At 44.1% G+C, this 23,755-nt stretch carries 25 protein-coding genes; 16 read left to right on the top strand and 9 right to left on the bottom strand.

Going from position 1 to position 23,755, the window contains the following annotated elements; translation table 11 throughout:
• From mraY to AAC033_RS04055, 6 genes are read right to left on the bottom strand one after another with little or no spacing between them, the layout of a single operon-like run.
• Window positions 1-1,251 carry a phospho-N-acetylmuramoyl-pentapeptide-transferase gene (mraY, locus tag AAC033_RS04080; protein ID WP_339735673.1) on the bottom strand — a complete coding sequence of 417 codons (1,251 nt, stop codon included), beginning with the start codon at window positions 1,249-1,251 and terminating at the stop codon, window positions 1-3.
• A gap of 10 nt (window positions 1,252-1,261) precedes the next feature.
• A complete protein-coding gene (locus AAC033_RS04075) occupies window positions 1,262-2,719 on the bottom strand; it encodes a UDP-N-acetylmuramoyl-L-alanyl-D-glutamate--2,6-diaminopimelate ligase (protein WP_339735671.1) in 1,458 nt (485 codons plus the stop codon).
• Window positions 2,719-4,836, bottom strand: a complete 2,118-nt coding sequence (locus AAC033_RS04070) for a penicillin-binding transpeptidase domain-containing protein (RefSeq protein WP_339735669.1) — start codon at window positions 4,834-4,836, stop codon at window positions 2,719-2,721. Before AAC033_RS04070 ends, AAC033_RS04075 begins: the two co-directional genes overlap by 1 nt.
• Window positions 4,836-5,204, bottom strand: coding sequence for an FtsL-like putative cell division protein (locus tag AAC033_RS04065; protein WP_339735667.1), 369 nt, complete (start codon window positions 5,202-5,204; stop codon window positions 4,836-4,838). Before AAC033_RS04065 ends, AAC033_RS04070 begins: the two co-directional genes overlap by 1 nt.
• Window positions 5,201-6,103: a 16S rRNA (cytosine(1402)-N(4))-methyltransferase RsmH gene (rsmH, locus tag AAC033_RS04060; protein ID WP_339735664.1), complete on the bottom strand. Its 903-nt coding sequence runs from the start codon at window positions 6,101-6,103 to the stop codon at window positions 5,201-5,203. Before rsmH ends, AAC033_RS04065 begins: the two co-directional genes overlap by 4 nt.
• A gap of 2 nt (window positions 6,104-6,105) precedes the next feature.
• Window positions 6,106-6,561, bottom strand: coding sequence for a hypothetical protein (locus tag AAC033_RS04055; RefSeq protein ID WP_339735662.1), 456 nt, complete (start codon window positions 6,559-6,561; stop codon window positions 6,106-6,108).
• A gap of 308 nt (window positions 6,562-6,869) precedes the next feature.
• Here AAC033_RS04055 and AAC033_RS04050 point away from each other — a divergent pair, with 308 nt between their 5' ends.
• Both AAC033_RS04050 and AAC033_RS04045 read left to right on the top strand, forming a co-directional pair.
• Window positions 6,870-7,712 (top strand): 1-acyl-sn-glycerol-3-phosphate acyltransferase, encoded by an 843-nt coding sequence (locus AAC033_RS04050; protein WP_339735660.1) that lies wholly within the window; start codon window positions 6,870-6,872, stop codon window positions 7,710-7,712.
• 76 nt (window positions 7,713-7,788) lie between these two features.
• Entirely contained in the window at window positions 7,789-8,745 is a 957-nt protein-coding gene (locus AAC033_RS04045) for a GNAT family N-acetyltransferase (protein ID WP_339735658.1), read from the top strand.
• Window positions 8,746-8,829: 84 nt separating this feature from the next.
• Here the strand turns inward: AAC033_RS04045 and AAC033_RS04040 are convergent, their stop codons facing one another.
• Together AAC033_RS04040 and AAC033_RS04035 are read right to left on the bottom strand one after the other, a co-directional pair.
• A complete protein-coding gene (locus AAC033_RS04040; protein WP_339735656.1) occupies window positions 8,830-10,728 on the bottom strand; it encodes an amidophosphoribosyltransferase in 1,899 nt (632 codons plus the stop codon).
• Window positions 10,721-11,182, bottom strand: coding sequence for an SPOR domain-containing protein (locus AAC033_RS04035; protein WP_339735654.1), 462 nt, complete (start codon window positions 11,180-11,182; stop codon window positions 10,721-10,723). Before AAC033_RS04035 ends, AAC033_RS04040 begins: the two co-directional genes overlap by 8 nt.
• A gap of 241 nt (window positions 11,183-11,423) precedes the next feature.
• Between AAC033_RS04035 and AAC033_RS04030 the strand changes: the two genes are divergently transcribed.
• Window positions 11,424-11,768, top strand: coding sequence for a carboxymuconolactone decarboxylase family protein (locus tag AAC033_RS04030; RefSeq protein ID WP_339735652.1), 345 nt, complete (start codon window positions 11,424-11,426; stop codon window positions 11,766-11,768).
• A gap of 40 nt (window positions 11,769-11,808) precedes the next feature.
• The gene (locus tag AAC033_RS04025) at window positions 11,809-12,117 is read left to right on the top strand and encodes a NifB/NifX family molybdenum-iron cluster-binding protein (protein WP_339735650.1); all 309 of its coding nucleotides are present in this window, start codon (window positions 11,809-11,811) and stop codon (window positions 12,115-12,117) included.
• Here AAC033_RS04025 and yjjX read toward each other — a convergent pair.
• Window positions 12,114-12,659 (bottom strand): inosine/xanthosine triphosphatase, encoded by a 546-nt coding sequence (yjjX, locus tag AAC033_RS04020; protein WP_339735648.1) that lies wholly within the window; start codon window positions 12,657-12,659, stop codon window positions 12,114-12,116. The genes AAC033_RS04025 and yjjX overlap by 4 nt on opposite strands.
• Window positions 12,660-12,734: 75 nt before the next feature.
• On the opposite strand from yjjX, the gene AAC033_RS04015 reads away from it, so the two are divergent.
• The 12 genes from AAC033_RS04015 to AAC033_RS03960 all read left to right on the top strand — a co-directional run bounded on the left by AAC033_RS04015 (window position 12,735) and on the right by AAC033_RS03960 (window position 23,643).
• Window positions 12,735-13,184 carry a GNAT family N-acetyltransferase gene (locus AAC033_RS04015; RefSeq protein WP_339735646.1) on the top strand — a complete coding sequence of 150 codons (450 nt, stop codon included), beginning with the start codon at window positions 12,735-12,737 and terminating at the stop codon, window positions 13,182-13,184.
• 3 nt (window positions 13,185-13,187) lie between these two features.
• The gene (locus AAC033_RS04010) at window positions 13,188-14,069 is read left to right on the top strand and encodes a VIT1/CCC1 transporter family protein (protein ID WP_339735644.1); all 882 of its coding nucleotides are present in this window, start codon (window positions 13,188-13,190) and stop codon (window positions 14,067-14,069) included.
• Between the two features lie 46 nt (window positions 14,070-14,115).
• Window positions 14,116-14,784, top strand: coding sequence for an ATP-binding protein (locus AAC033_RS04005; RefSeq protein ID WP_339735642.1), 669 nt, complete (start codon window positions 14,116-14,118; stop codon window positions 14,782-14,784).
• Between the two features lie 107 nt (window positions 14,785-14,891).
• The gene (locus AAC033_RS04000; protein ID WP_339735640.1) at window positions 14,892-15,656 is read left to right on the top strand and encodes a hypothetical protein; all 765 of its coding nucleotides are present in this window, start codon (window positions 14,892-14,894) and stop codon (window positions 15,654-15,656) included.
• A 164-nt stretch (window positions 15,657-15,820) separates the two neighbouring features.
• Complete coding sequence (locus AAC033_RS03995; protein ID WP_339735638.1) at window positions 15,821-16,969, top strand: alkaline phosphatase; 1,149 nt, start codon at window positions 15,821-15,823, stop codon at window positions 16,967-16,969.
• A gap of 447 nt (window positions 16,970-17,416) precedes the next feature.
• Complete coding sequence (locus AAC033_RS03990) at window positions 17,417-17,593, top strand: Arm DNA-binding domain-containing protein (RefSeq protein ID WP_339735636.1); 177 nt, start codon at window positions 17,417-17,419, stop codon at window positions 17,591-17,593.
• Between the two features lie 21 nt (window positions 17,594-17,614).
• A complete protein-coding gene (locus tag AAC033_RS03985; protein ID WP_339735634.1) occupies window positions 17,615-18,145 on the top strand; it encodes a phage integrase SAM-like domain-containing protein in 531 nt (176 codons plus the stop codon).
• A 230-nt stretch (window positions 18,146-18,375) separates the two neighbouring features.
• A complete protein-coding gene (locus tag AAC033_RS03980; protein ID WP_339735633.1) occupies window positions 18,376-18,561 on the top strand; it encodes a hypothetical protein in 186 nt (61 codons plus the stop codon).
• 668 nt (window positions 18,562-19,229) lie between these two features.
• Window positions 19,230-20,510, top strand: coding sequence for an ATP-binding protein (locus AAC033_RS03975; protein ID WP_339735631.1), 1,281 nt, complete (start codon window positions 19,230-19,232; stop codon window positions 20,508-20,510).
• A gap of 247 nt (window positions 20,511-20,757) precedes the next feature.
• Window positions 20,758-21,705: a bile acid:sodium symporter family protein gene (locus tag AAC033_RS03970; protein ID WP_339735629.1), complete on the top strand. Its 948-nt coding sequence runs from the start codon at window positions 20,758-20,760 to the stop codon at window positions 21,703-21,705.
• A 1-nt stretch (window position 21,706) separates the two neighbouring features.
• On the top strand, window positions 21,707-23,047 hold the full coding sequence (locus AAC033_RS03965; RefSeq protein ID WP_339735627.1) for a 1-acyl-sn-glycerol-3-phosphate acyltransferase: 1,341 nt from the start codon (window positions 21,707-21,709) through the stop codon (window positions 23,045-23,047).
• Between the two features lie 32 nt (window positions 23,048-23,079).
• Window positions 23,080-23,643: a manganese efflux pump MntP family protein gene (locus tag AAC033_RS03960; protein ID WP_339735625.1), complete on the top strand. Its 564-nt coding sequence runs from the start codon at window positions 23,080-23,082 to the stop codon at window positions 23,641-23,643.
• The last annotated feature ends 112 nt before the right edge of the window (window positions 23,644-23,755 follow it).

Raw genomic sequence — 23,755 nt, 5'->3', positions numbered from 1 at the left:
TTAACGCATTTTAAGGGTGACAATGGTAAGCACAGCCAAAATGATTCCGACAATCCAAAAGCGGGTGACGATTTTGGCTTCGGGAATGCCTTTTTTCTGATAATGATGATGAATGGGGCTCATCAGAAAAACCCTTCTTCCTTCCCCGTATTTCCGCTTGGTATATTTAAAGTAAGCCACCTGGATGACCACCGAAAAGTTTTCGAGCACAAAAATTCCACACAACAAAGGGATCAGAATTTCCTTACGAATAGCGACTGCAAAAACAGCCAGAATTCCACCCAGCGCAAGGCTTCCGGTATCGCCCATAAATACCTGAGCCGGGTATGAGTTATACCACAAAAAGCCCACAGTAGCACCAATAAAGGCAGCAATAAATACGGTCAATTCACCAATGTTAGGTATGTACATGATGTTCAGGTAGTCGGCATAAATAATGTTCCCACTCACGTAGGCTAATATTCCAAGCGTAGCCCCGCTGATGGCCGAAGTTCCGGTCGCCAGACCGTCGATCCCATCGGTCAGGTTGGCTGCGTTCGACACAGCGGTAATGATCAGGATAATGGCCAGAGCATAGATCAACCATCGCCAGAATTCACCGTGCTCACCAGCAAACGGCACTAGCCAGGCGTAATCAAACTCATGATTTTTAATGAATGGAATGGTTGTACGCGTCGATTTAACATCGTTGGTAATAAACCGTACTTCCTGCATGCCGGTTTCAATGTCTACCACAATCTCCTTTTTGAAATCACCGCTTACGCCCAACACTTTTTCGCGGACAATCACCTCATCAGAGAAATACAAGGTGGATGCCACCAGAATCCCCAAGCTCACCTGTCCCAGAATTTTAAATTTTCCCGCCAAGCCTTCCTTGTCTTTTCGGAACACTTTGATATAGTCGTCGGCAAAACCAATCAAACCAAGCCATGCTGTGGTGATCAGCATCAACAGAATGTAGATATTATCCAAGCGGGCAAACAGCAAGGTTGGGATGATAATGGAAGCTAAAATAATCAAGCCTCCCATCGTGGGTGTGCCCTTTTTTTGAATCTGCCCCTCGAGGCCTAAATCGCGTACGTCTTCTCCAATTTGCTTCAGCTGCAAATACTTGATCAGCTTGCCCCCAAACCCCAGAGTAATAAGCAAGGAAGTCAATACCGCAGCTCCCGAACGAAAGGAGATGTAAGGGACCATGCCCCATCCCGGAATATCAAAGTCTTTTAACCATTCGTACAGTAAATAAAGCATCCCGTTTCTTTTAGTTTAGCTTGAATATCTCTTGAATTACTTCTTTATCATCAAAATGATGTTTTACCCCCTGAATCTCCTGATAATCTTCGTGTCCTTTTCCGGCCACCAAAACAATATCGCCTGGTTGCGCGAGCATACAGGCGGTGCGTATTGCTTCCCGACGGCTAACAATAGCCAGCACCTTGTTTCTCTGGTGCGGCTCAATGCCCGTCTGCATGTCGGCGATAATTTGTTCCGGCACTTCGCTGCGCGGGTTGTCCGAAGTCAAGATCACCTTATCGCTTTGCAAAGCCGCTTCGTGTGCCATGATCGGGCGTTTAGTTTTGTCGCGGTCGCCACCAGCACCAATAACCGTAATCACTTGCTCATTCCCGGTGCGTATTTCGGTAATCCCGTTCAACACATTTTTTAAGGCGTCGGGGGTGTGTGCGTAATCCACCACGGCATATTTTCCATCAAGCGAACGTAGAATTTCGAAACGCCCGGCCACCGATCTCAGCTCGCTGATGACAGGCAAAACCGATTCGGACGATTCGCCCAGCAATACGGCAGCGGCGTATACGGCCATCAGGTTGTAGGCGTTAAACAAGCCTGCAAAATGTGTCCACACTTCCTGTCCTTCAACACTCAACAACATACCATCAAAATGCTTTTCCAGCACTTTGCACTTGTAGTCGGCCAACGCTTTCAACCCGTAAGTTTTCTTGTTCGCCACCGTATTCTGAAGCATGACCAGCCCATTTTTTTCATCGGCGTTCGTTAAGGCAAACGCGTGCCTGGGCAATTGGTCGAAAAACTTCTTCTTTGCTTTCAGGTACTCCGAAAAAGTTTGATGGTAATCCAGGTGGTCGTGCGTGAGGTTGGTGAAGATGCCACCGTCAAAGTCGATCCCGGAAATCCGGTCCTGATGAATGGCGTGCGAACTCACCTCCATAAAGCAATAGCCGCAACCTTGTTCCACCATCAAGGCCATCAACTTCTGAATTTGTAAAGCATCGGGAGTGGTGTGCGTTGCGGGTAATTCGTTATCGCCCACGTAATATTTAATGGTCGAAATTAGTCCTGCCTGGTACCCTAGTTTTTTAAATAGCAAGTACAACAAAGTGGCGATAGTCGTTTTCCCGTTGGTTCCGGTAACACCAACCACTTTTAGTTTGGTTGAAGGGTTGCCGTAAAAATTTGCAGCCAGCTTACCAAGCGCTTCGGCTGTATTGTTCATTCTGATGAAGGTGACATCCGTCGAATTTACACCCTCAAACTGCTGCGCAATGATTACTGAAGCTCCCTGCTCCATGGCTTTCTGAATAAACTGGTGTCCATCGACATGCGTCCCGGCCACCGCCACAAAAGCATCGCCAGACTTTACCTTTCTCGAATCGAAATGCAGATTTTCGACTTCAACAGCCAATGTTCTCGCCAGCAATTCGTAATCCAGTCCGTTCAATATGTTTTTCAATTCGATCATTAGCCTAAATCAATATAGATTGTTTGTCCTTCTTTTATTTTATCTCCGGCACGAAGTGATTGTTTGTGAACTTTGCCAATGCCTTTCATCTTTACTTTCAAGCCTGAGCTTTCCAATAAATAAAGGGCATCGCTGCCACCCATCCCACGGACATCGGGCACCAGGCCTTCGCCTACCGCCAATTCCGATGCACTCAATTTGTCTTGATCTGAAATTACGCGAATGAACTTCGAGTCGGTTTTCTCCGCCTGAATTTCCAGTTTCAGCTCTTCGGCTGTTAATTCGATTTTATCTTTAAATCCGGACTTCACCTGGGGTAACATGGCTATTTGTTCCAGCTCATTTTCGCGCGGCTCCATAAAGCTGGCATACACTTTTCCCACGATTTCTTTAAATACGGGGCCGGCAACAGAACCGCCATAATATAATCCTTTGGGGCCTACAATCACCACCACGCAGGTGTACTGCGGATCATCGGCAGGAAAATACCCGGCAAAAGATGCCTGGTAGTTTTTGCGTCCTTCTTTTTCGTAGCCTTGGTTATTATAAGCAACCTGCGCTGTTCCGGTTTTTCCGGCAATGGGAAAATACGGATTATTGACCGACCTTCCGGTTCCGTCAATGCAAACGCCCTTCAGCAAATCCTGCGCTTTGGCCAGGGTTTCTTTCGAGCAGATTGCCGGGTTGATCACTTCGGTTTTAAATTCTTTTTCGAGGATGCCATTTCGCCGAACTTCCTTCACAAACTTGGGCTTCACCATTTTTCCATCGTTGGCTACGGCATTGTAGAAGGCGGCTGTTTGAAGCGGAGTCAACTTGATTTCATATCCGTATGAAATCCAGGCCAGCGAGGGTCCCCACCAATCGGCATCGCCGGGATACTTAATCCGGGGTATGCCTTCGCCGAAAAAGCCCAGCCCCATCGGTTTATTCAGTCCAAAGTTGTAGATTCGGTCAATGTATTCTTGCTCGCGCCCTTCGTAATATTTGGTGATAATCTTAGCTACACCGACGTTAGATGAAAGCTCAAAAATCTCCTTCATGGTCAGTTTGCCATGTCCGCCACGATGATAATCGCTGTCATAAATGGTTTGTCCCCGGTATTTCCATACGCCATTGCCTGTGTCAAACACATCCGAAGTATCCACATAGCCGTGCTCCATCGCTACCATCAACGACATCAATTTAAAGGTTGACCCCGGCTCGCTGCTACCCTGGTGACCCAGCGCGAAGTTGTAGGTTTCGGCGTAACTGCCATCGGCTTTGCGTCCAAGGTTGGCCAATGCTTTTACTTCGCCGGTTTTTACCTCCATCACAATGGCTGTACCCCACTCGGCCTGCGATGTTTGCATTTGCCGGAATAAGGCATTGTTTGCGAAATCCTGCAGGTTCACATTCAGTGTAGTAATCACATCGCTGCCGTCTTTGGGCTCAATGACCGGTACGTTGATCCAGCGCCCGGAAAAATTCCGTTTCAAAGCGGTTCCGTTCTTGCCGCTTAAATAGCCTTCCATCAAACCCTCAATTCCTGAGTAGCCGACATTTCCATGTACACCGCCAAATGCCCCTTTGTTTAGGGTGCCTATGATCCGGCTACCCAGATCGGCATGTGGCATGATGCGTTCATTTTCGGTAACTACGATAAGGCCCGATCCGAAACTGTTATTCTGCATCATCTGCAGACGCTTAAATTGCTGAAGCTGGTTATAGTTCACATCGTTGGGATAAATCAAAAACCACCGGTTTCCTTTTTTGAATTGCTGGTCCAACTTCTGTTTGAATTGAGATTTTGAAATTCCGAAAAATTCGGCTACTTCCAGGGCAAAAGCATCGGCTTTATCACCATAAACCCGCTTGATCATTGGAGCAGCCAGGTCGAGGCGTAATTCATACTGCGGAACTGAAGTTGCTAAAATACTGCCATCGTCGGCGCAAATATTTCCGCGCTTCGCGGGAGTCTCAGCCGTATTGTTCTTTAAATTTTTGGCGATACCTTTCCACTTTTCAGTATCCATGTTTTGAACCATGAAGATTTTAGCCACGATGATCATCCCGATCAAAACGACGAGAAAATAAATAATCCCAAAACGGGCCGTTATGTCTTTTCTGATCTCCATTATTCGTTGTCTGTTTTTTCTACTTTCAGCTTTCTGGCCGGCTCACTGGCTTCCTGCAACTCCAGCCCACTGGCTTTCACTCTTTCAACAATTTCCGAGGGGCGGTTCATTTTCATCAGCTGCGTTTCCCAGGTCACCGACTCGGCTCTTAATTCCTTGATTGAATCCTGCACGGCCTCCATCCTTCGAATGGTTTTTTCTGACCAGTAGCGGTTCGAGATCATAAGAATTCCCAGAAATGCCACGAAAAACACAAAGGGCATTTGCTTCATCACCTTTTCGCTTGCCAACAAGCTTCCTCCCAGAAACGACTTGAGTCCATTCCTGCGGTTTTTGCTTTTTTCTGATGGTTTGGCTTCTGTACTCATACTTTCTCTGCAATTCGTAACTTCGCACTCCGCGCCCTTGGGTTTCGGGCAATTTCTTCGTCATCGGGAATAATGATCTTCCGGTTAACCGCTTTCAAAACCGAACTTACATTCCCATAAAAATCTTTGTCTTGTTGTCCCTCAAAATTTCCTGCTTTAATAAAGTTCTTTACCAAACGATCTTCGAGCGAATGATAAGTAATCACCACCAACCGGCCTCCCGGCTTCAGCAGTTCGGCGCTTTGCATCAGGAAATCTTTCAGTACCTCCAGTTCGCCGTTGGTTTCGATTCGCAGTGCCTGAAAAACTTTGGCTAAATATTTAGCTTCGTTCTTTTTCGACACACAGTCGGAAATGACCGATTTAAACTGGTCAATGGTTTTAATGGGTTGGTACTGCCGGGCTGTAAGGATTTGCTTGGTCAAACGATAAGCATTATCCACTTCGCCATATTCACGAAAAACTTTAATGAGTTGCTCCTCGCTGTATTCATTGACCAGATCGGCTGCTGTCGTTTTGGAATCGCGGTTCATACGCATATCCAAGGCTCCGGAAAACCGGAAGGAAAATCCACGTTCGGCCACATCAAAATCGTGTGAGGAAACTCCCAGATCAGCTAGAATGCCATCGACTTTTTCAACGCCATGATAGCGCAAAAAATTGCGGATGTATTTGAAGTTATGCCGGACAAAAATGAAACGCGGATCGTCAAACGCATTCGCCGCGGCATCTTCATCCTGGTCGAAGCCAAACAGGCGACCTTTGTCGATCGACTTCAACAATTCGCGCGAATGGCCGCCTCCTCCAAAGGTGACATCAACGTAGTCGCCATCCTTTTGAATGTTTAGCCCTTCGATACTTTCATTCAATAAAACCGGTATGTGGTACGGTTGCTCCACGCTTAATCCTCCTCTGATCCAAAAAATTCTGAAAATAATTCTCCGTAGTCGCCTCCTGTTTCCAGGTAGGCGTCGTATTCTCCGGCGTCCCACAAACGAATCCGATCGCCAACGCCAACAAAAACAACATCTTTGGAGATGTTGACCTTTTCCAAAAAGTTATTTGGAAAATTCATGCGGCAACTTTCGGGTACGCTAATGATTTTAAAGTTGCGGTAGATCATGTCCAGCAAACGACTTTGCCGGGGGTTGTTTCGGTTTAGTTTTGCCTTAAACGAAGCCAGCCTTTTTTCCCAGGCTTCCAGCGGATAGACGTTCAGGCACTTCTCAAACGGATCAATCTCAACAGCCAACTGACCATTGGGAATCCGGCCACCCATCTCGTTTTTGTAGTCGACAGGCAGCACAACACGTCCCTTTTCATCAAATGTTGCTTTTTTTTCTGCTGAGAAATCCATGCGTTAATTGTCTATTTTTCAATCGTAAAATTAGTAATTTCTTTCTCCAAATACCACTTTCAGTCACTATTAGTCACTTTTTTCCACCTTCCGATTGACTGAAGAATGTTCATTTATTGTTGATAATCCACATTGTCTTGTTAATAACAACATTCAATCCGCTGTTTTATTGCTTGTTGGCTTGGATTAAAATGTTTTCAACACCCGTTGATAAAACTGATTTGCAAAGATTGAAAATCACAAATGAATGTCAAGGAATACGGAGCTCAATTTTATTTTCTATTTTTCGACATTCAAAACTGAAGCAAATGGATGAGCAGTATCCAAAAGGAATAAAACCGATAGACATTCGAGCGGTCTTTAAAGAAAAGAGTCCTAAACTGGCTAAGCTGATTCCCAGCTTTGTCTACAACTACATCAGCCGGATCATGCACATCCGTGATGTGAATGAGATTCTGGCCAAATACGGAGATCAAAAAGGGATTGAGTTTGTTCACCAGGTCGTCGAACATTTCGAAGTGAAGGAACAAGTTTATGGCGTTGAGAATATTCCGAAAGAAGGCCGCTTTATTTTTGCGTCTAACCATCCACTTGGCGGGTTCGACGGACTGCTGCTGATGTCGAATGTCAACAAACTATTGGGCGATGTGCGTTTTTTGGTGAATGATGTATTGATGAATATTCCGCAGCTCGAAAGTGTCTTTGTGCCCATCAACAAGCAAGGGGGACACAGTCGGGAGATTGCTAAAGTTGTTCACGAGCAATACCAGTCTGATGCGCAGATCTTGATCTTTCCATCGGGTTATGCCTCCCGGAAAATCAAAGGAAGAATTACAGACCTGGAATGGAAAAAGCATTTTATTCAGAAATCGGTTCAATACCAGCGCGATATTATTCCGGTGCATGTGAGCGGGCGAAACTCCAGTTTCTTTTACCGGCTGGCTAACCTTCGCAAGGCTCTGCGCCTGAAATGGAATCTCGAACAGTTCTTCCTGGCCGATGAGACTTTTAAACATCGGGGGCAGGAATTTACCATCACATTTGGACGCCCAATCCCCTGGACCACCTTCGACAAAAGCAAGAAACAAACCGAGTGGGCCAATTTTGTTCGCGACCAAGTCTATTCGATGTCAGAATTAAATAAGCGCTGAATTTAAAGGACTATCGAATCAGTTTCTTAAATAAATTTTTATAGTTTTGTACCTCAACAAAATTAGCGGATTAAGTATGAAAGATATTGTTGCACCGAAGCCCAAAGAAGCAATTATTGCCGAGTTAACCCCGGAAAGGCTTTTGAGGAAGACGAATAAAGGTGCCAATGAGATCTACGTGATTACGCATCACGATTCTCCCAATGTTATGCACGAGATTGGCCGGTTACGTGAAATCACTTTTCGCGATGCCGGAGGCGGGACAGGAAAAGAAATTGACATTGACCAATACGACACCAACGATAATCCATACAAACAACTCATCGTATGGGATCCGGATGCAAAGGAAATCCTGGGTGGATACCGCTACATTATGTGCCCCAACCTCCCGGTTGATGAAAATGGAGACATTTCGCTGGCTACTTCGCGCTTATTTCATTTTTCTGAAGAGTTCAAAAAGAATTACCTGCCCTACACACTGGAGCTAGGTCGTTCATTTGTACAACCAACTTACCAGTCGAGCAAAGCGGGAGCCAAAGCGCTATTCGCTTTGGATAACTTGTGGGATGGACTTGGTGCACTGATTGTTGATCACCCGGAAATGAAATATTTTTTCGGCAAGGTGACCATGTATTCGCACTTTCACTCACAGGCGCGGAACCTGATTCAGTATTTTTTTCTGAAGTATTTCCGCGATCACGAAGGTCTGGTCACACCGAAGAAACCCATGGAATTGCATATGGACATGGAAGCCCTCGAAAAAGTTTTTAATGGTGGCTCGTACAAGGAAGATTATAAAATTCTGACCCAGCAGGTACGCGAGCATGGCGAGAATATTCCGCCGCTGATTAATGCTTATATGAACCTGAGCCCATCCATGAAAACCTTCGGAACAGTGCTGAACGACCGCTTTGGCGATGTGGAGGAAACTGGAATTATCCTGACCATTAAGGATATTTACGAAGCCAAAAAAGACCGCCACATTGAAACGTATATTAAAGGGAAAGAAGATGATTTCCCCACTCCGCGATAACATTCGTGCGATTGAATTTAAGGACATTAAAAAAGCAGGCTTCAAGCCTGCTTTTTTAATGTCCTTATGAGCGATGTTTCAAGTTTAATACGCCCGCCCTTCTTTGCCTTCGACAAAATTGATGAACGAGGTGTTGACGACTTTGTTTCCGCCCGGCGTAGGGTAATTCCCGGTAAAATACCAGTCGCCTTTATCGTTGGGGCAGGCTTCGTGGAGGTTTTCAATACTTTGATATACGATCTCCACCTCAGCTTTGCAGCCTTCGGGCTTCAACAACTCGGCGATTTTCGCCGAAATTTCTTCGGCTGTCGACTGGCGATAGATACCCTTCACGTAATTCATAATCTCCTCTTTCGGCAGATTTTCCTGCTCTTTGCACTTCTGATATACCTCATCAATCACGTGCTGCTTTCCTTTGTCTTTCAGCAGCTCGATAGCTGCGGTAAAAGCAATGAATTTATCCAATACCGCCATGTCAATGCCATAGCAGTCGGGATAGCGAATTTGGGGTGCCGACGACACCACAATGATTTTTTTCGGGTTCAAGCGATCCAGGATTTTCAGAATACTCTTTTTCAAGGTCGTCCCGCGTACAATGGAGTCATCGATAATGACGAGCGTATCCGTATTCTCGCGAATCACGCCATAGGTCACATCGTACACGTGGGCCACCAAGTCGTCGCGGCTGGCATCATCGGCAATAAAGGTACGGAGTTTCACGTCCTTAATGGCAATTTTCTCTACCCGTGGTTCCAGCGAAATAATCGCTTCCAGCTCTTCTTCGCTCATCGTTCCATTTCCGGCGCGGATCAGCTTTTTCTTGCGTTCGAGCAAATGCTGTCTTACCCCCTGCATCATGCCGTAGAATGCTGTTTCGGACGTATTTGGAATATATGAAAACACGGTGTTTTCAATATCGAATTTGATCGATTTCAGAATGGCCGGAGCCAATAAGCGGCCCAGCTGTTTCCGTTCCTGGTAAATATCCTTGTCACTTCCACGAGAAAAATAGATTCGCTCGAATGAACAAGAAACACGCTTGTGGGGAACGCGTATCATTTCGTTCGAAACCACGCCGTTTCGCTTGATAATCAGAGCTTCTCCCGGCTTAATTTCTTTCACCTGATCCGCTTTGACATTCATTACAGTCTGGATTACCGGGCGCTCTGAAGCGACGACCACAATTTCATCATCCTCATAATAATGCGCCGGACGGATTCCCCAAGGATCGCGGGTGACAAAAGCATCGCCATGTCCGACCAATCCCGCAATGGCGTAACCGCCATCCCAGTCTTTGCTGGCGTTCTCCAACACACTTTGAATATCCAGGTTTTCTTCAATCAATGGCGATATTTCCCGGTTTCCATACCCTTCATTTTTGTAGTTCCGAAAGCGGAATTGGTTTTCTTCATCCAGAAAATGCCCGACTTTTTCAAGTACAGTCACCGTGTCGGTGTAATTTTTTGGATGCTGTCCCAGGTCAATCAATTTCTGAAAAAGCTCATCCGTATTCGTCAGGTTGAAGTTGCCGGCCAAGACCAGGGTGCGTGATTTCCAGTTGTTCTGCCGCATCACCGGATGCACAAAATCAATACTGTTGCGGCCAAAAGTACCATACCGCAAGTGGCCGAGGTAAAGCTCGCCCGAATATGGCAGGTTGTTGTAAACCCATTCGGTGTCATTAATATCGTTGCCGCTCTTGATCGCTTTTTTGACACTTTTAAACACCTTGTCGAAAACATCCTTGATGGGATTTGGCTCAATGGAACGGTACCGGTTAATATACTCTTGTCCCGGTTTAAGGTTTATTTTCACACTCACCACCCCGGCGCCATCCTGTCCGCGGTTGTGTTGTTTCTCCATTAAAAGGTAAAGCTTGTTGATTCCGTATTGCCAGGTGCCGTATTTTTCCTGGTAGTAACTTAAAGGTTTTTTCAGCCGGATTAGCGCAATTCCACACTCGTGTTTAATCGATTCACTCATTGCTCTGTTTGTCGGTATAAAGTTTTGGAAACTGAATAATATCTTTCACTAGGAAAGCATTGGGATAACTCTTTTTGATTTGTTCTTTCAATGCCAGGGCTTCATTTCGGGTTCTGAAATCACCCACCCTGACTTTAAAATCAGGAGTTCGAAAAAGCATGTAGGCCTGTTCATTCGGGTATTTTCGCAAAAATTCGGTTTTCACTTCCATGGCTTGTTCGCGGGCACGCAATCCCGAGCTAAAGAAAATCTCGAGCCGATAACCTTCGGTGCCGTTCAAGCGCTTATTCATGGCAATGTGCCGCTGCAACAAAGTGTCAATCCGGGCATCCTGCCTTACGGGAAGTTGCAGAATACCTGAATCCGGCGAATTGTTGGGGCTGTATGAAGACTCTTGAGCACTTAGACTCAAACAAAAAAGGATAAGTATGATCCCTGTAATTTCAACTTTCATATACTATGGTCCTTTAAAAATGCAAATATAAACTTAATTGATGGAATACAAGAATTGAAGTTTTCAACTGCCTGAAAAAACAAAAAACTTTACATTCGCATCAATCCGTGTGTCAACATAACGCTGGCCTCCTTCAGAAATTTTACATTTCCAATTCTATTTTAAAAGGATAAATTTGCTGGCTGATTTCGAGTGCGATGAAAGTGAAAGAACAATTTATTGAACCCTGTGATTTGAAACCATGAGCAACTTAATTGAAGATTTTCAGGCATACCGTTCAAAAATGAACGAAAAAATTCTGTCGGCCGACAACAAGGTGATGAAGCGAATATACAGTGTTGACACGCTGGCTTACCAGGAAGGTGCATTAAACGTGAAAACCAAAGAAATGCTGGGGTTGGTGTCGAGCATGGTATTACGCTGCGATGATTGCGTTAAATACCACCTTGAGAAATGCCACGAACAAGGCACAAGCACCGAAGAAATATTCGAAGTTTTCAGTATCGCAAACCTTGTGGGAGGTACGATTGTTATTCCTCATACCAGGCGAGCTGTGGAATATTGGGAAGCACTTCAGTTGAAGTGAAGATTAGAATTTTAAACATGAACCATTAATTAGTACAAACATGATTGCAATTAGCGCAACAGACAAAAAACTCACGGCTCCGATGGATCTTCGCTTCGGACGTGCTCCATACTTCTTTGTTTCTGATGGGGAAGAGTCCCGTTTTATCGTAAATCCTTATTGCCACGAGGAGCATGACGTTGCTCCGCGGGTGGTCAAGCTTTTGACTGAGGCCAAGGTTGATAAAATAATTACCGGCGAGGTGGGCCCTAAAGCACATGCCAGCTTGCAAAAGAACAAGATCCAGATCATCATGCTTGACGAAGAACGTGTTAAAATCAGTCAGGTTCTCCGAAAGATTAAATTTTAAACGTCTGCATTCGCGGTGCCAAAATAAAGTTTTCGGTTCATAAAGGGAATGAATGCCAAGACCAGTGCGTGTTGGTATAGTTGTTCGCGGCTCAAACGGTCATGCGTCAAAAGGCCTACAGCACCGTTTTGTTGCTTGGAGTTTTCCTTTTCGAAAACCCTGTCATCGGCGTCGCCCAGCTCCATGCCTTCGAAAATGAGGCGGGCCACTTGGGGTGGCAGCTCAAAGCTTCCAGTCCGCCCCAGCGAATGCTGCTGGCCATCTGACACGGCCATCCAGGCAAAAGCATGCAACTTGCCATCCACTACATCAATTCCACCTTCAATTCCCACATAAAGGTCGGCTTTTTGTGTCCGTTTCATCAGGTTGTCCACCCGGTTTCGAGCTCCGGCCCGGGTTTCACCATCGCTTCGGGGCTGGTGTGAAACATTGGAGGCAATGGCAATTCCCTCTATATCAAAGGGTTCGGAAAAGCATATTTTGAAGGCCTCGGCAACGGCATTCACTTTAACCGGGTTTTGAGAGGCAACCAGAATCTTCATTCCATTAAATCATTTAAAAATTCAGGCAATAAAGCTACTTTTACATTTTATAAACGTCAAACGTTCAACCCTAAAATGATCATCCGGAAGGCAAAAAAAGACGATGCCGGGCAAATCGCGGCTTTTCAACTTGAAATGGCTTTGGAAACCGAAAATCTTCAGCTCGATAAAGATATTGTGAATCGCGGTGTATGCCAGGTATTTAGCGATAGCTCAAAAGGAACCTACTATGTGGTCGAGAAAAACGGGCAGGTGATCGCCTCGCTGCTAACCACCTACGAGTGGAGCGACTGGCGTAATGGCACCGTGCTTTGGATTCAATCGGTTTATGTCCGGCCGCCGTTCCGGGGGAATGGTGTTTATAGGAACATGTACCGGCACATTCAGCAGCTGGTTGAACAGGACGAACAGCTAAAAGGCATTCGCTTGTATGTTGACAAGACCAACAGCCGGGCTCAGCAAGTATATCAAAAACTGGGAATGACCGCGGAACACTACCAATTATTTGAATGGTTAAAAGACTAAGCCATGACACGAAGACCAATTTCACCCGAAGTGAGGCGGCAACTGATTATTGCCCAACGAAATGAGATCACTGAACATCATCTTTACAGTCGATTAGCTGCTGAAGTAACCGATAGGCATAACAGCGAGGTGTTGGCAAAAATCGCGGACGACGAACTCCGGCACTACCACATTTGGGCAAAATATACCGGCCGTGAGGTCAGCCCCAGCCGCTGGGAGATCTTTAAGTTCTACTGGATTGCCCGCTTGTTTGGCATTACGTTCGGCATCAAATTGATGGAAAAAGGCGAAGAAAGCGCTCAGATTAATTACAGCCAGATTGCCAGTGAGGTTCCGGAAGCCGCCGGAATCAGCAAGGAAGAAAATGACCACGAGCAGGAATTGATTCACATGCTGGAGGAGGACAAGCTGAAATACATTGGCTCCATTGTCTTGGGTTTAAACGATGCGTTGGTGGAAATTCTGGGGACGCTGGCTGGCCTGACCTTCGCGCTGCAAAACACCAAAATCGTTGCCCTGACCGGAATTATTGCCGGAATTGCCGGAGCCTTGTCCATGTCTTCGTCCGAATACCTGTCAAACCGTTCTGAAGGAAATGAAGAAGGCGCGGTGAAGTCAGCCATCTTCACAGGGCTGGCGTACCTTTTTGCGGTGGTGTTTCTGGTGGCGCCCTACCTTGTTTTTAGCTCGCCGTTTGTGGCCCTGCTGGTGGCTGTGGCTGACTCCATTTTTGTCGTCTTTATCTACAGTTACTATATTTCCATTGCCAACGATCAACCGTTCCGGAAGCGATTTCTGGAAATGGTGATACTAAGCACCGTGGTGGGATTAATTTCGTTTGGTCTGGGCTATTTGGTTCGCATTGCATTTGGAATTGAGGTCTAAAACAATCCGGAATCAGGACTTGTTGATTTGAGAAAGGAGGACGACTGTGAGTTATTACCTGACAAAACTGATCGCCGAAGGAGAACACCAGAAGCAAGATTTCAAATACTGCATCAGCGACTCCAGAAAGATTGCCAGATCGTTGGTGGCTTTTGCCAATACCGACGGCGGACGGCTGCTTATTGGGGTGAAAGATAATGGCAACATTGCAGGAGTGCGGTCGGAAGAAGAATATTACATGGTGGAGGCCGCTGCAAAAATATTCAGCCAACCGGAGATTGATTTTAAAACACGACAACACCTGGTTGATGGAAAAACCGTGCTGGAAGTCACCGTTGAACCAAGCCATAATAAGCCACATTGTGCCCAGAACGAACGGGGAAAATGGCTGGCTTACTTTCGTCAAAGAGACGAAAATAAACTGGCCAATGCCATCATGATCGAGGTTTGGAAAAAGCAAAAGCGGAGCGATGGCATTCTACTGGCCTATTCGGACACAGAACAGTTTCTGCTTGATTTTTTGGAGAAGAATGAAACCATCAGCCATGCCGCATTCAGCCGGAAAGCTCAAATTACCTATAGGCAGGCCGCACAAATCCTCTCAGATTTAATCGTTCTGGGAATTATTGAAATAAAAACCGATGAAAAAATAATTCGCTATGCCCTGTCAGAAAAGTTCGACCGGGATGAATGGAATGCTGAAAAATATCAGTAAGTAGATCCGTCCCGCCTAGCAACCGGGAAAAATTAATCCTCTTTTAATTTGCCGATTAAACTTTTCGTCTTCAAATCAGTTTACCTTGTTGTACATGAACTAAAAGTATGAATCACCTGATCCGTTACTCTTTTCTTATTCTGCTGACCATGGGGCTTTTCGCCCAATGCTCACAAGAATCTTCCGATTTTCCGGAGGAAGAAGAAATCCTGAAAGATAACGCCATCAAACCCCGTGATTTTCTTTCCGAAGATCAATACGATCAACTGGTGGTTCAACTGGTGTATGTGGAAGGCTACAAGCCCGAAAGCAACTCCACCTACCATTTGGCTTCGTTCTTACAGCAGCGGCTGAACAAAAGCGGTGGAATTACCATGAGTTCAAAAGCGATTGAATCGCCCGGCAAAAGCAGCTACTCCATTGCTGACCTTCGAGACTTGGAAGAGACACTCCGGACACATGCAGCCACCGACAAAACTTTGACGGCCTGGATCATGATTGTGGATGGCGACTACTCGGAAAATGAAGGCGATGCCAAAACCCTGGGGGTCGCTTATGGCCCAAGCTCCATGGCTCTCTTCGGAAAAACGGTACGCGATTTTAGTGGCGGACTTGGGCAGCCTTCACATCATGTGCTTGAAACCACCGTTTTGAAGCATGAATTTTGCCATGTACTTGGATTGGTGGACAACGGGACACCTATGGTTGAAAATCATTTGGATACGCAACATGGAAAACATTGCAGTAACCAAGACTGCCTGATGTATTATGCCGCGGAAACCAGCGACTTTATCACAAACTTTTTTGCTGAAAGCGTGCCCTCGCTTAAAGCGCAATGCCTGAATGATTTAAAAAACAATGGTGGAAAGTAACCCGGCAAGTTTCACCAAATCTTAATCATTTACACATGATTACTTGCATTTTTATCGCTAGTTTTGAAACGAGAAGAAAAGAATACAAACGAAACCGGCTTCGCCAACTGGCAGATTGGCAGGTTCTCCAATTATTAACCTAAATCAAATTAAATACGTTTACGATGAGAAGTTTATTGTTTGCTATCGTGTGTTTTCTGATCGCCTTTCCAGCATTGGCACAAGAAAACTACAAAACACGTTCGAAGGAAGATTCCCTAAAAATCTACATTGGTAAATCCACTTACGAGGTCAAGACCTACACGGAAAACCATAAAACACAAAAGCCCAGAAACATCATTTTCATGATTGGAGACGGCATGGGTGTTTCGGCCGTTCATGCAGGAATGACGGCTAACGGTGGTCGGTTATTTCTACATAACTTCAAGCATGTTGGTTTTATCACAACCCATTCGGCCAGGAACTACGTCACCGACTCGGCAGCCGGAGGAACAGCCCTGTCCAGCGGTTACAAAACATACAATGGCGCCATTGGTGTTGATACCGATACGGTTGCCCAACCAACGATTTTGGAAAAAGCCGATGGTAAAGGTTTCGCCACCGGGCTGGTGTCCAGCTCTGCTATTACTCATGCCACGCCGGCCTCGTTTATCGCTCACCAGCCGTCGCGTAACCATTACGAAGCCATTGCCGGCGATTTCCTGAAGACCGACATTGATGTGTTTATCGGTGGTGGCTACAAGCATTTCACGGAGCGGGAAGATGGCCGAAACCTGGCTCGCGAACTGGAAAGCAAAGGTTACACCGTGCTTCAGGATATGAAGGAAATTGACCGGTTCAAATCAGGTAAATTGGCCGGATTAACAGCTCTTGAGCACAATCCAGGAGTAGATGAGCGCAAAGATATGCTACCACGGGCCACTGGCAAAGCTATTGAATTGCTCAGCCATAGCGAAAACGGATTCTTTCTGATGGTTGAAGGCTCCCAGATTGATTGGGCGGGACACCAAAACAACACCATTTACCTGGTTGAAGAGATGCTCGATTTTGATCATTGCATCGCCAAAGCGCTGGAGTTTGCTTCGAAAGACAACGAGACGCTGATTGTTGTTACGGCCGATCATGAAACAGGAGGCTTGGGAATCAACAATGGTGACTACGCCAGGAAAACCGTTAACGGCGAGTTTACCACCGGAGGACATACTGGCGTGATGGTTCCGGTTTTTGCTTTTGGCCCGGGAGCGGAGCACTTTACCGGAATAATGGACAACACCGACATTCCGAAGAAAATGATGGAGCTGTTGGGCTTGTAACTTGACGATTGGTCTTGATTATTGGAAGATTGGGTATTAGTGATCAGTTCCTTGGATAAATAGTTATTTGTCATTGGAGGTCATTAGATAGTCATTCATCGCAGGTGTTTGGACTTGCAGACTGATAATTGACGCGTCGACAGCTTGGGACCCGAAACTCGGATACTAGGTGAAAATCAAATAAACAAAGAAGCGCTTAAAATCAATGATTTAAGCGCTTTTTTGTTTTCCCGAAATATCAAAGAAAAACGCTTATTATTCAAGAAAAATGCGACAAAATAGAGACCTATGGTTAAATAGACCCGACAGGTATCGCTAATCTCCGTAATTAACTGATTCATTTAATATTAATTGACGCCAGTTGGTTCGTTTTGCTGTTTGAAAAGTGCCTTCTATAATATAATTTTAAGCAGTGAAGCGAGACCTAAATTTTAAAATTTATGGATTATGAGGGTTACAATAGTATTTTTACTCAAGGCTTCGAAGAAAAAACAGGATGATATTTGCCCAATTTATGCCAGATTTACCTATAAAGGCAAACGGGCAGAAATATCCACAAAAGTATTTACCGAAAAAGGAGCATGGGATACCGTGAAAGAAAGAATGGCGGGATCTTCGAACTAGGCTAAAACGATCAATAATCGTTTGGATAAGATTGCCACCAATATCCTGGATATTTATAATCAGTTTGAGGCCCAGAATAAAAGCTTCAATGTAACTGACATAAAGGATAAACTGTGTGAAATTGACTCTGAACACGGGATAGTAGAAATGTTCGACACCTACATGCATACCATTAAAGCCAATATTGGCAAAGGCTTTTCTGCAACAACTCTGAAACACTATAAAACCTCAAGGACCCGGCTGGTGAATTTTCTTTCTGATATCCACAATAAGAATGAATGGGCATTGAAATCGATAGACTACAAATTTATTAATGCTTTTGACGCGTACATGAAAACCAAGTTCAATAATAGTGTTAATACCGCCTGGTGTTACCACAAACACATGAAGAAAGTACTCAATTTAGCCGTTGCGATGGATTACATTTTGATAAATCCCTATGTGAAATTCCAAGTGAAAACCGAAAAACCAAAACGTGAATATCTCACATCGAACGAGCTAAATGAAATACGCAAGAAAAATATTGAAATTGAACGTCTTAACACTGTTTGAAGTCTTTTTCTTTTTGCTTGTTACACAGGCCTTTCCTATGCAGACATCTCAAAACTGGCAAAGTACCATATACGGACGGGAAATGATGGCAACCAATGGATTATTATTGACAGAACTAAAGCAGGAGAAATACGAATGTTGTCCAGGGAATTATACTTACCAAAAACAAGCTGATTTTTAATGGTTCATAAGTTGACCGGCAGTTTAGTTACTCAAAAATAGACTACCGGTTGGATCAAAATAAACTACAGGAATATTTTAAGGTCATTCAAAATCCATCGCTTGACTATGAATTTCAAAAGTTAATTAGAGACGGGCCTATTCCGGCTGAGAAAGATCAGGAAAGGCAGCGTAAAAAAGAATCAAATCAAAGAATTGAACCACAAAAGAAAAAGAACAGAGGGTACCGAATGTGAAAATTTGCATGGGTTTCCCAAATCTTCAACAATTTGATTTCAATTCAGGCAGACGTCAAAAGCTTACGGCATAAACGCAGCCAGCAAATTGACAAGAGTTTTGAAATTGTTGATTCTCTTTGCTGCTAAGCTTCCTTTCTCATGCTTCGAAAGGAAGCTTAGCAGCAAAGTATGAGTAAAAACACGTGCCAATTTACTGTCCTCCAACGCCTACTTTCAGTCCATTTATATCCGTTTCCTTTTGCCTCATGCCTGAATTGGAAAGAGCGGGTGTTTACGATTTGAGATTAAGAATGGATTTGGAAAATAATTAAAATGGGAATATTTTTCTTTTCATTGGCACCAAAAGTCGGTAGAAAAAGTGTACTTGGAAAATGCAAACAGGGCGCTTATATCAATGTATAGGTTTGTATCGTCTGAACTGACCATATTGGGGCTACAAAAGTGATCTTTATAGCTTGTGCGCCAATTTAGATATAAAAGTGTCGATTAAGTTCGACAAAAACATTGCTAATGTGTCGAATTGAATAGACAGAAAAGGTCAAATAGATGTAAGGTCACAAACATAACTTCACAACAATAATTCAAATAAGTCTGAAAATATCCAAATAATTATAAAAAATTCAAGTACATTTGAAAAAATACACTAAATAAAAATAAACTCAACTATGGCTGAAAAAATTGCAAGTATATTTGAGAAAACAAAAAGATATAATGCCTGGGAAGGACAAACAATACAGATCGGTTATGAGCGTAAGCAATATCTTGAAAAAATAGCTGGATTTCTGGATACTCGTTTGGTAAAAGTACTGGTAGGTCAACGTCGATCCGGAAAGAGTTATCTGTTACGACAAATAATGAATTATCTCATTACGAATAAGAATGTTGATCCAAAGAATTTGTTCTTTTTGAATAAGGAATTTATTGCATTTGATGAAATACAAACAGCTTCAGACTTAGAGGAGTTGTTTTCCATTTATCGAACTCAATTGCAGGTAAAAGGAAAGATCTATATTTTTCTTGATGAAGTGCAAAATATTGAAGGATGGGAAACCTTTGTTAATTCATATTCTCAGGATTTTACACAGGATTACGAGCTATTTGTTTCCGGCTCAAACTCTACTTTATTATCAGGAGAATTAGCAACATTACTATCAGGCAGATATGTTGAATTTGAGATCTTGCCTTTTGATTATTCCGAATTTTTGGATGTAAGGGAATTAACTCTGGGAAAGGAAGGTTTTCTTGAATATCTTAAAACCGGAGGTTTACCTGAATTGTTTCATCTTAATTCAGAAGAACTTAAACGCAATTACATAGCCAGTTTAAAAGATACTGTCATTTTACGCGATATACTGGACAGACATAAAATTAAGGATTTACCATTACTGGAAGAACTATTTAAGTTTCTTGCGGTTAATATAGGAAACCTGACATCGATAAGTAATATTATCAGTTATTTTAAAAGCAAACAGAAAAAAACAAATTATGAAACTGTTTCAAGTTATGTGCAGTATTTAACTGATGCCTTTATTTTTCATCAGGCAGATCGTTTTAATTTACGAGGGAAACAAGTACTCGGAGGTGCCTGTAAATATTATCTGAATGATTTGGCTTTTAAAAATTTCTTGTTTGGATTTCTTCCGACAGATGTAGAATATAATCTTGAAAATTACGTTTACCTGCAACTAAAACGTATGGGATATGAAGTGCAGGTTGGAGTATTAAATAATCTCGAGATTGATTTTATTGCCCAAAAGGTTGATAGGATAATTTATGTTCAGGTATGCTATTTATTAAACAACGAAAATGTTATAAACAGAGAATTTGGCAACCTTTTACAGATAAAAGATAACTATGAAAAGTATGTTGTTTCTCTTGATGATATGAAATATTCGAACTATGAAGGTATTCTTCATCTACATCCGTGGGAATTAGTCAACATTTGAATAAGTAGTAATATTTTTGTATTTTTAAGCTACAATACATTGAAAATGAACCATTGAGAGACAAAAACGAGACCTTGCGATTTACATTGAAGTAACACGTGGATTATAAGCGCATGATCGGGGAGATTCGATTCCCGCCTCGAGACGGGTCTTTCGAAAACTAAAAGCTTAAAAAACTATTGTGGGAAACACGCTTTCTTTCAATAGTTTTTTACTTTTAGGGCCTCAATGAAATAAATTGAAGCTTATGAACTCCTCCATGGAAGTTTTGGATCATGTGCGGTTGAACTTTTCACCTTCAGGGTTGCTCTTTTTGAACATCGCGCTGGCATTCATCATGTTTGGGGTGGCGTTGGGAATCAAACTAAGTGATTTTACAGACATTATTCAGAAACCAAAATCAGCCATTACCGGAATTATCTCACAGTTTTTACTGCTTCCGCTATTGACTTTCTTATTGGTCATCATTTTGAAACCAGCGCCCACAATTGCGCTTGGGATGATTCTTGTCGCATCGTGCCCCGGAGGAAATATTTCCAACTTTATGAGCTCTATGGCCAAAGCCAATGCTGCTTTGTCGGTGAGCCTGACGGCGTTTGCAACTCTCAGTGCCGTGTTTATGACCCCGCTCAATTTTGCCATCTGGGGAAATCTCTATGTGAAATTTTACAACAACCAGTCGGCTCAGGCCTTACTTCGCCCGCTCGAAATTGATCAGTACCAGATGTTCGAAACGGTATTCATTTTATTGGGAATCCCGGTTATTCTGGGGGTTTTGTTTGCTTCCAGATTTCCGGAAACCACAAAAAAAATCATCAAGCCACTTCGAACGGCTTCGCTGCTGTTTTTTATCGTGATGGTCATTGCCATGCTTTCGGCTAATTTCAGTCATTTCATGAGGTTTGTTCATCTGGTGTTTTTCATCGTGCTTATTCATAATGCACTGGCGTTAGGCACTGGATTTGCTTTCAGCACGCTCATGCGCCGACCATCAGCCGACCGCCGGGCCATTACTATTGAAACCGGCATCCAGAACTCCGGCTTAGCTTTAGCGCTGATGTTCAACCCGAAAATTTTCCCTCCTGAACTGGAGTTGGGAGGCATGGCAGTTATTGCTGCCTGGTGGGGAATCTGGCATATTATCAGTGGATTGACTATGGCTGGTTTGTGGGCTAGAAAACCGATAATCGCTTAGTATGAAGAAATGGTCATTGGGATACGCCTTCCTTAAACAAATTGTACGTCTGGCCTTGTGGTTGAGCCACAGGAGCATCACTGTCATTGGCTTGTCAAAAATTCCGAAAAACAAACCTTTGATCTTTGCCCCCAATCACCAGAACGCCCTGATGGATCCACTGGCTGTATTGTGCACCAATCATACGCAACCGGTGTGGCTGGCCCGCGCCGATATTTTTAAACTCCCGATCACGCGTCCGATTCTGCGGTTCCTGAAAATTCTGCCGGTTTATCGTATTCGCGATGGAAAGGAAAACCTGGGCGAGAATGAGCGGATTTTTGAACGGGCCATCGATATTCTGGAACACAACAAAGAGCTGGCACTTTTCCAGGAAGCCGGCCACTCAGGGAAAAGACAAATGCTTGCTCCCAAAAAAGCCATTCCCCGAATCGCCTTCTTAGCGGAAGAAAAAAATAACTTTCGACTGAACCTGCTCATAATTCCGGTAGGGATTTACTACAGTCACTACTGGCACTTTAACCGTGAATTGCTGGTCAATTATGGTGAACCGATTAAGGTGAGCGAATATGAAGAGGAGTTTAGGCTCGATCCTCAGAAAACAACCCTGAAATTGCGCAACGAAATTACCAGTCGCATCGAGGCGCTTACCATCAATATTCGGAGCAAGACCCATTACGACAATTATGAGTTGATGCGCGAGTTGCTTGCCACGAAGTTAGGTGATACTAATTCACACTATGGCAGCGGAGTTGAAGCTCGCTTTTACCGCGATCAGCAAATCATCAAAATGCTGGAAGAAAAAGAGCTTGAACAAGCCGGGGAATTTCAAACGCTTCATAAGCAGTTGGATCACTTCCGCGAATCACTGAAGAAACTCAACATCAGCAGCGAGCAATTGGATCGGGAGCGAATTGCGATGTGGTATCTTGTCACTCAAAGCTTGATTGGCCTGGCTCTTACACCGTTGGTTTTAATGGGCTATTTACTCCATCTGATCCCATTTTTTCTGCCTCGCTATTTCATTCAGAAAAAGATTAAAAATCCTGAGTTTTTTAGCACCTTCCAATTTGTGGCCGGTCTGCTCATTTATCCATTGGTGGCCATCGCACTGGGGCTGGTCGCCTATTGGTATACTGGCTACGCTGCTTGGGGAGTCCTGGTTCCGGCCGCCTACTTGTTATTGGGCAAGCCGGCCTTTGCTGGCTTGAAGTACCTTCAGGAACTGATGACCAATTGCCGCGTGTATCGCTTTACACAGAGGAATAAAGATGAGGCCATCAGGCTGTTTAACCAAAAGTCGGAACTCAGCAAGAAACTCTCAACCTTGCTTAATAGCTGATTTTTTCTACTTTTGCGCCCAATCTTTTTGCGATGGACTACCTCACACTCATCATTCTTGCAATCGGCTTATCGTTCGATTCGTTTGCCGTATCGGTCATTAGTGGGCTCAACCTACCCCGGATTCAATTTTTTCAGGCATCCCGGCTGGCCTTCGTTCTGGCATCCTTTCAAGCCATTATGCCTTTGTTGGGGTGGGGACTTCAAAGCAGTGTCCGAACGCTGATTGATCCGATTGACCACTGGATTTCCTTTGTTCTTCTTGCAGGAATTGGATTGAAAATGGTGCATGAGAGTTTTTCCAAAGAAGAAACCCCAAGCATAAAGAACCCGCTGAATTTTCGGGTGGCGTTTTTCCTTGGGCTAGCTACCAGCATGGATGCCCTGGTTGTTGGATTCAGCGTGGGCAACCTCCTCGCAAAAATCATGATAGCCATCCTGATTATTGGCTCAGTGACTTTCTTCGCATCGATGACCGGCATTTTGATTGGGAAAAAAACCGGCCCGCACATCAGTCGCTACGCTGAATTGGCAGGAGGCTTGATCCTGTTGTCGATCGGGTCAAAAATTTTATTGGAACACATTTTTCTGGCTTGATGTATTTCTATAAAGTTTTGTATATTCACCTCTCATTAAGGTTGCCGGGCAGGACCATGTTCTCTTACTTGCTTTGATGCCAACAAATTGAAAGAATGAAGCACAACAGGAC

It is taken from the genome of uncultured Sunxiuqinia sp. (genome assembly GCF_963974515.1).
Taxonomy (GTDB): Bacteria; Bacteroidota; Bacteroidia; order Bacteroidales; family Prolixibacteraceae; genus Sunxiuqinia.
The sequence above is the reverse complement of the archived record's forward strand: the minus strand, read 5'-3'. Positions and strand labels throughout refer to the sequence as shown.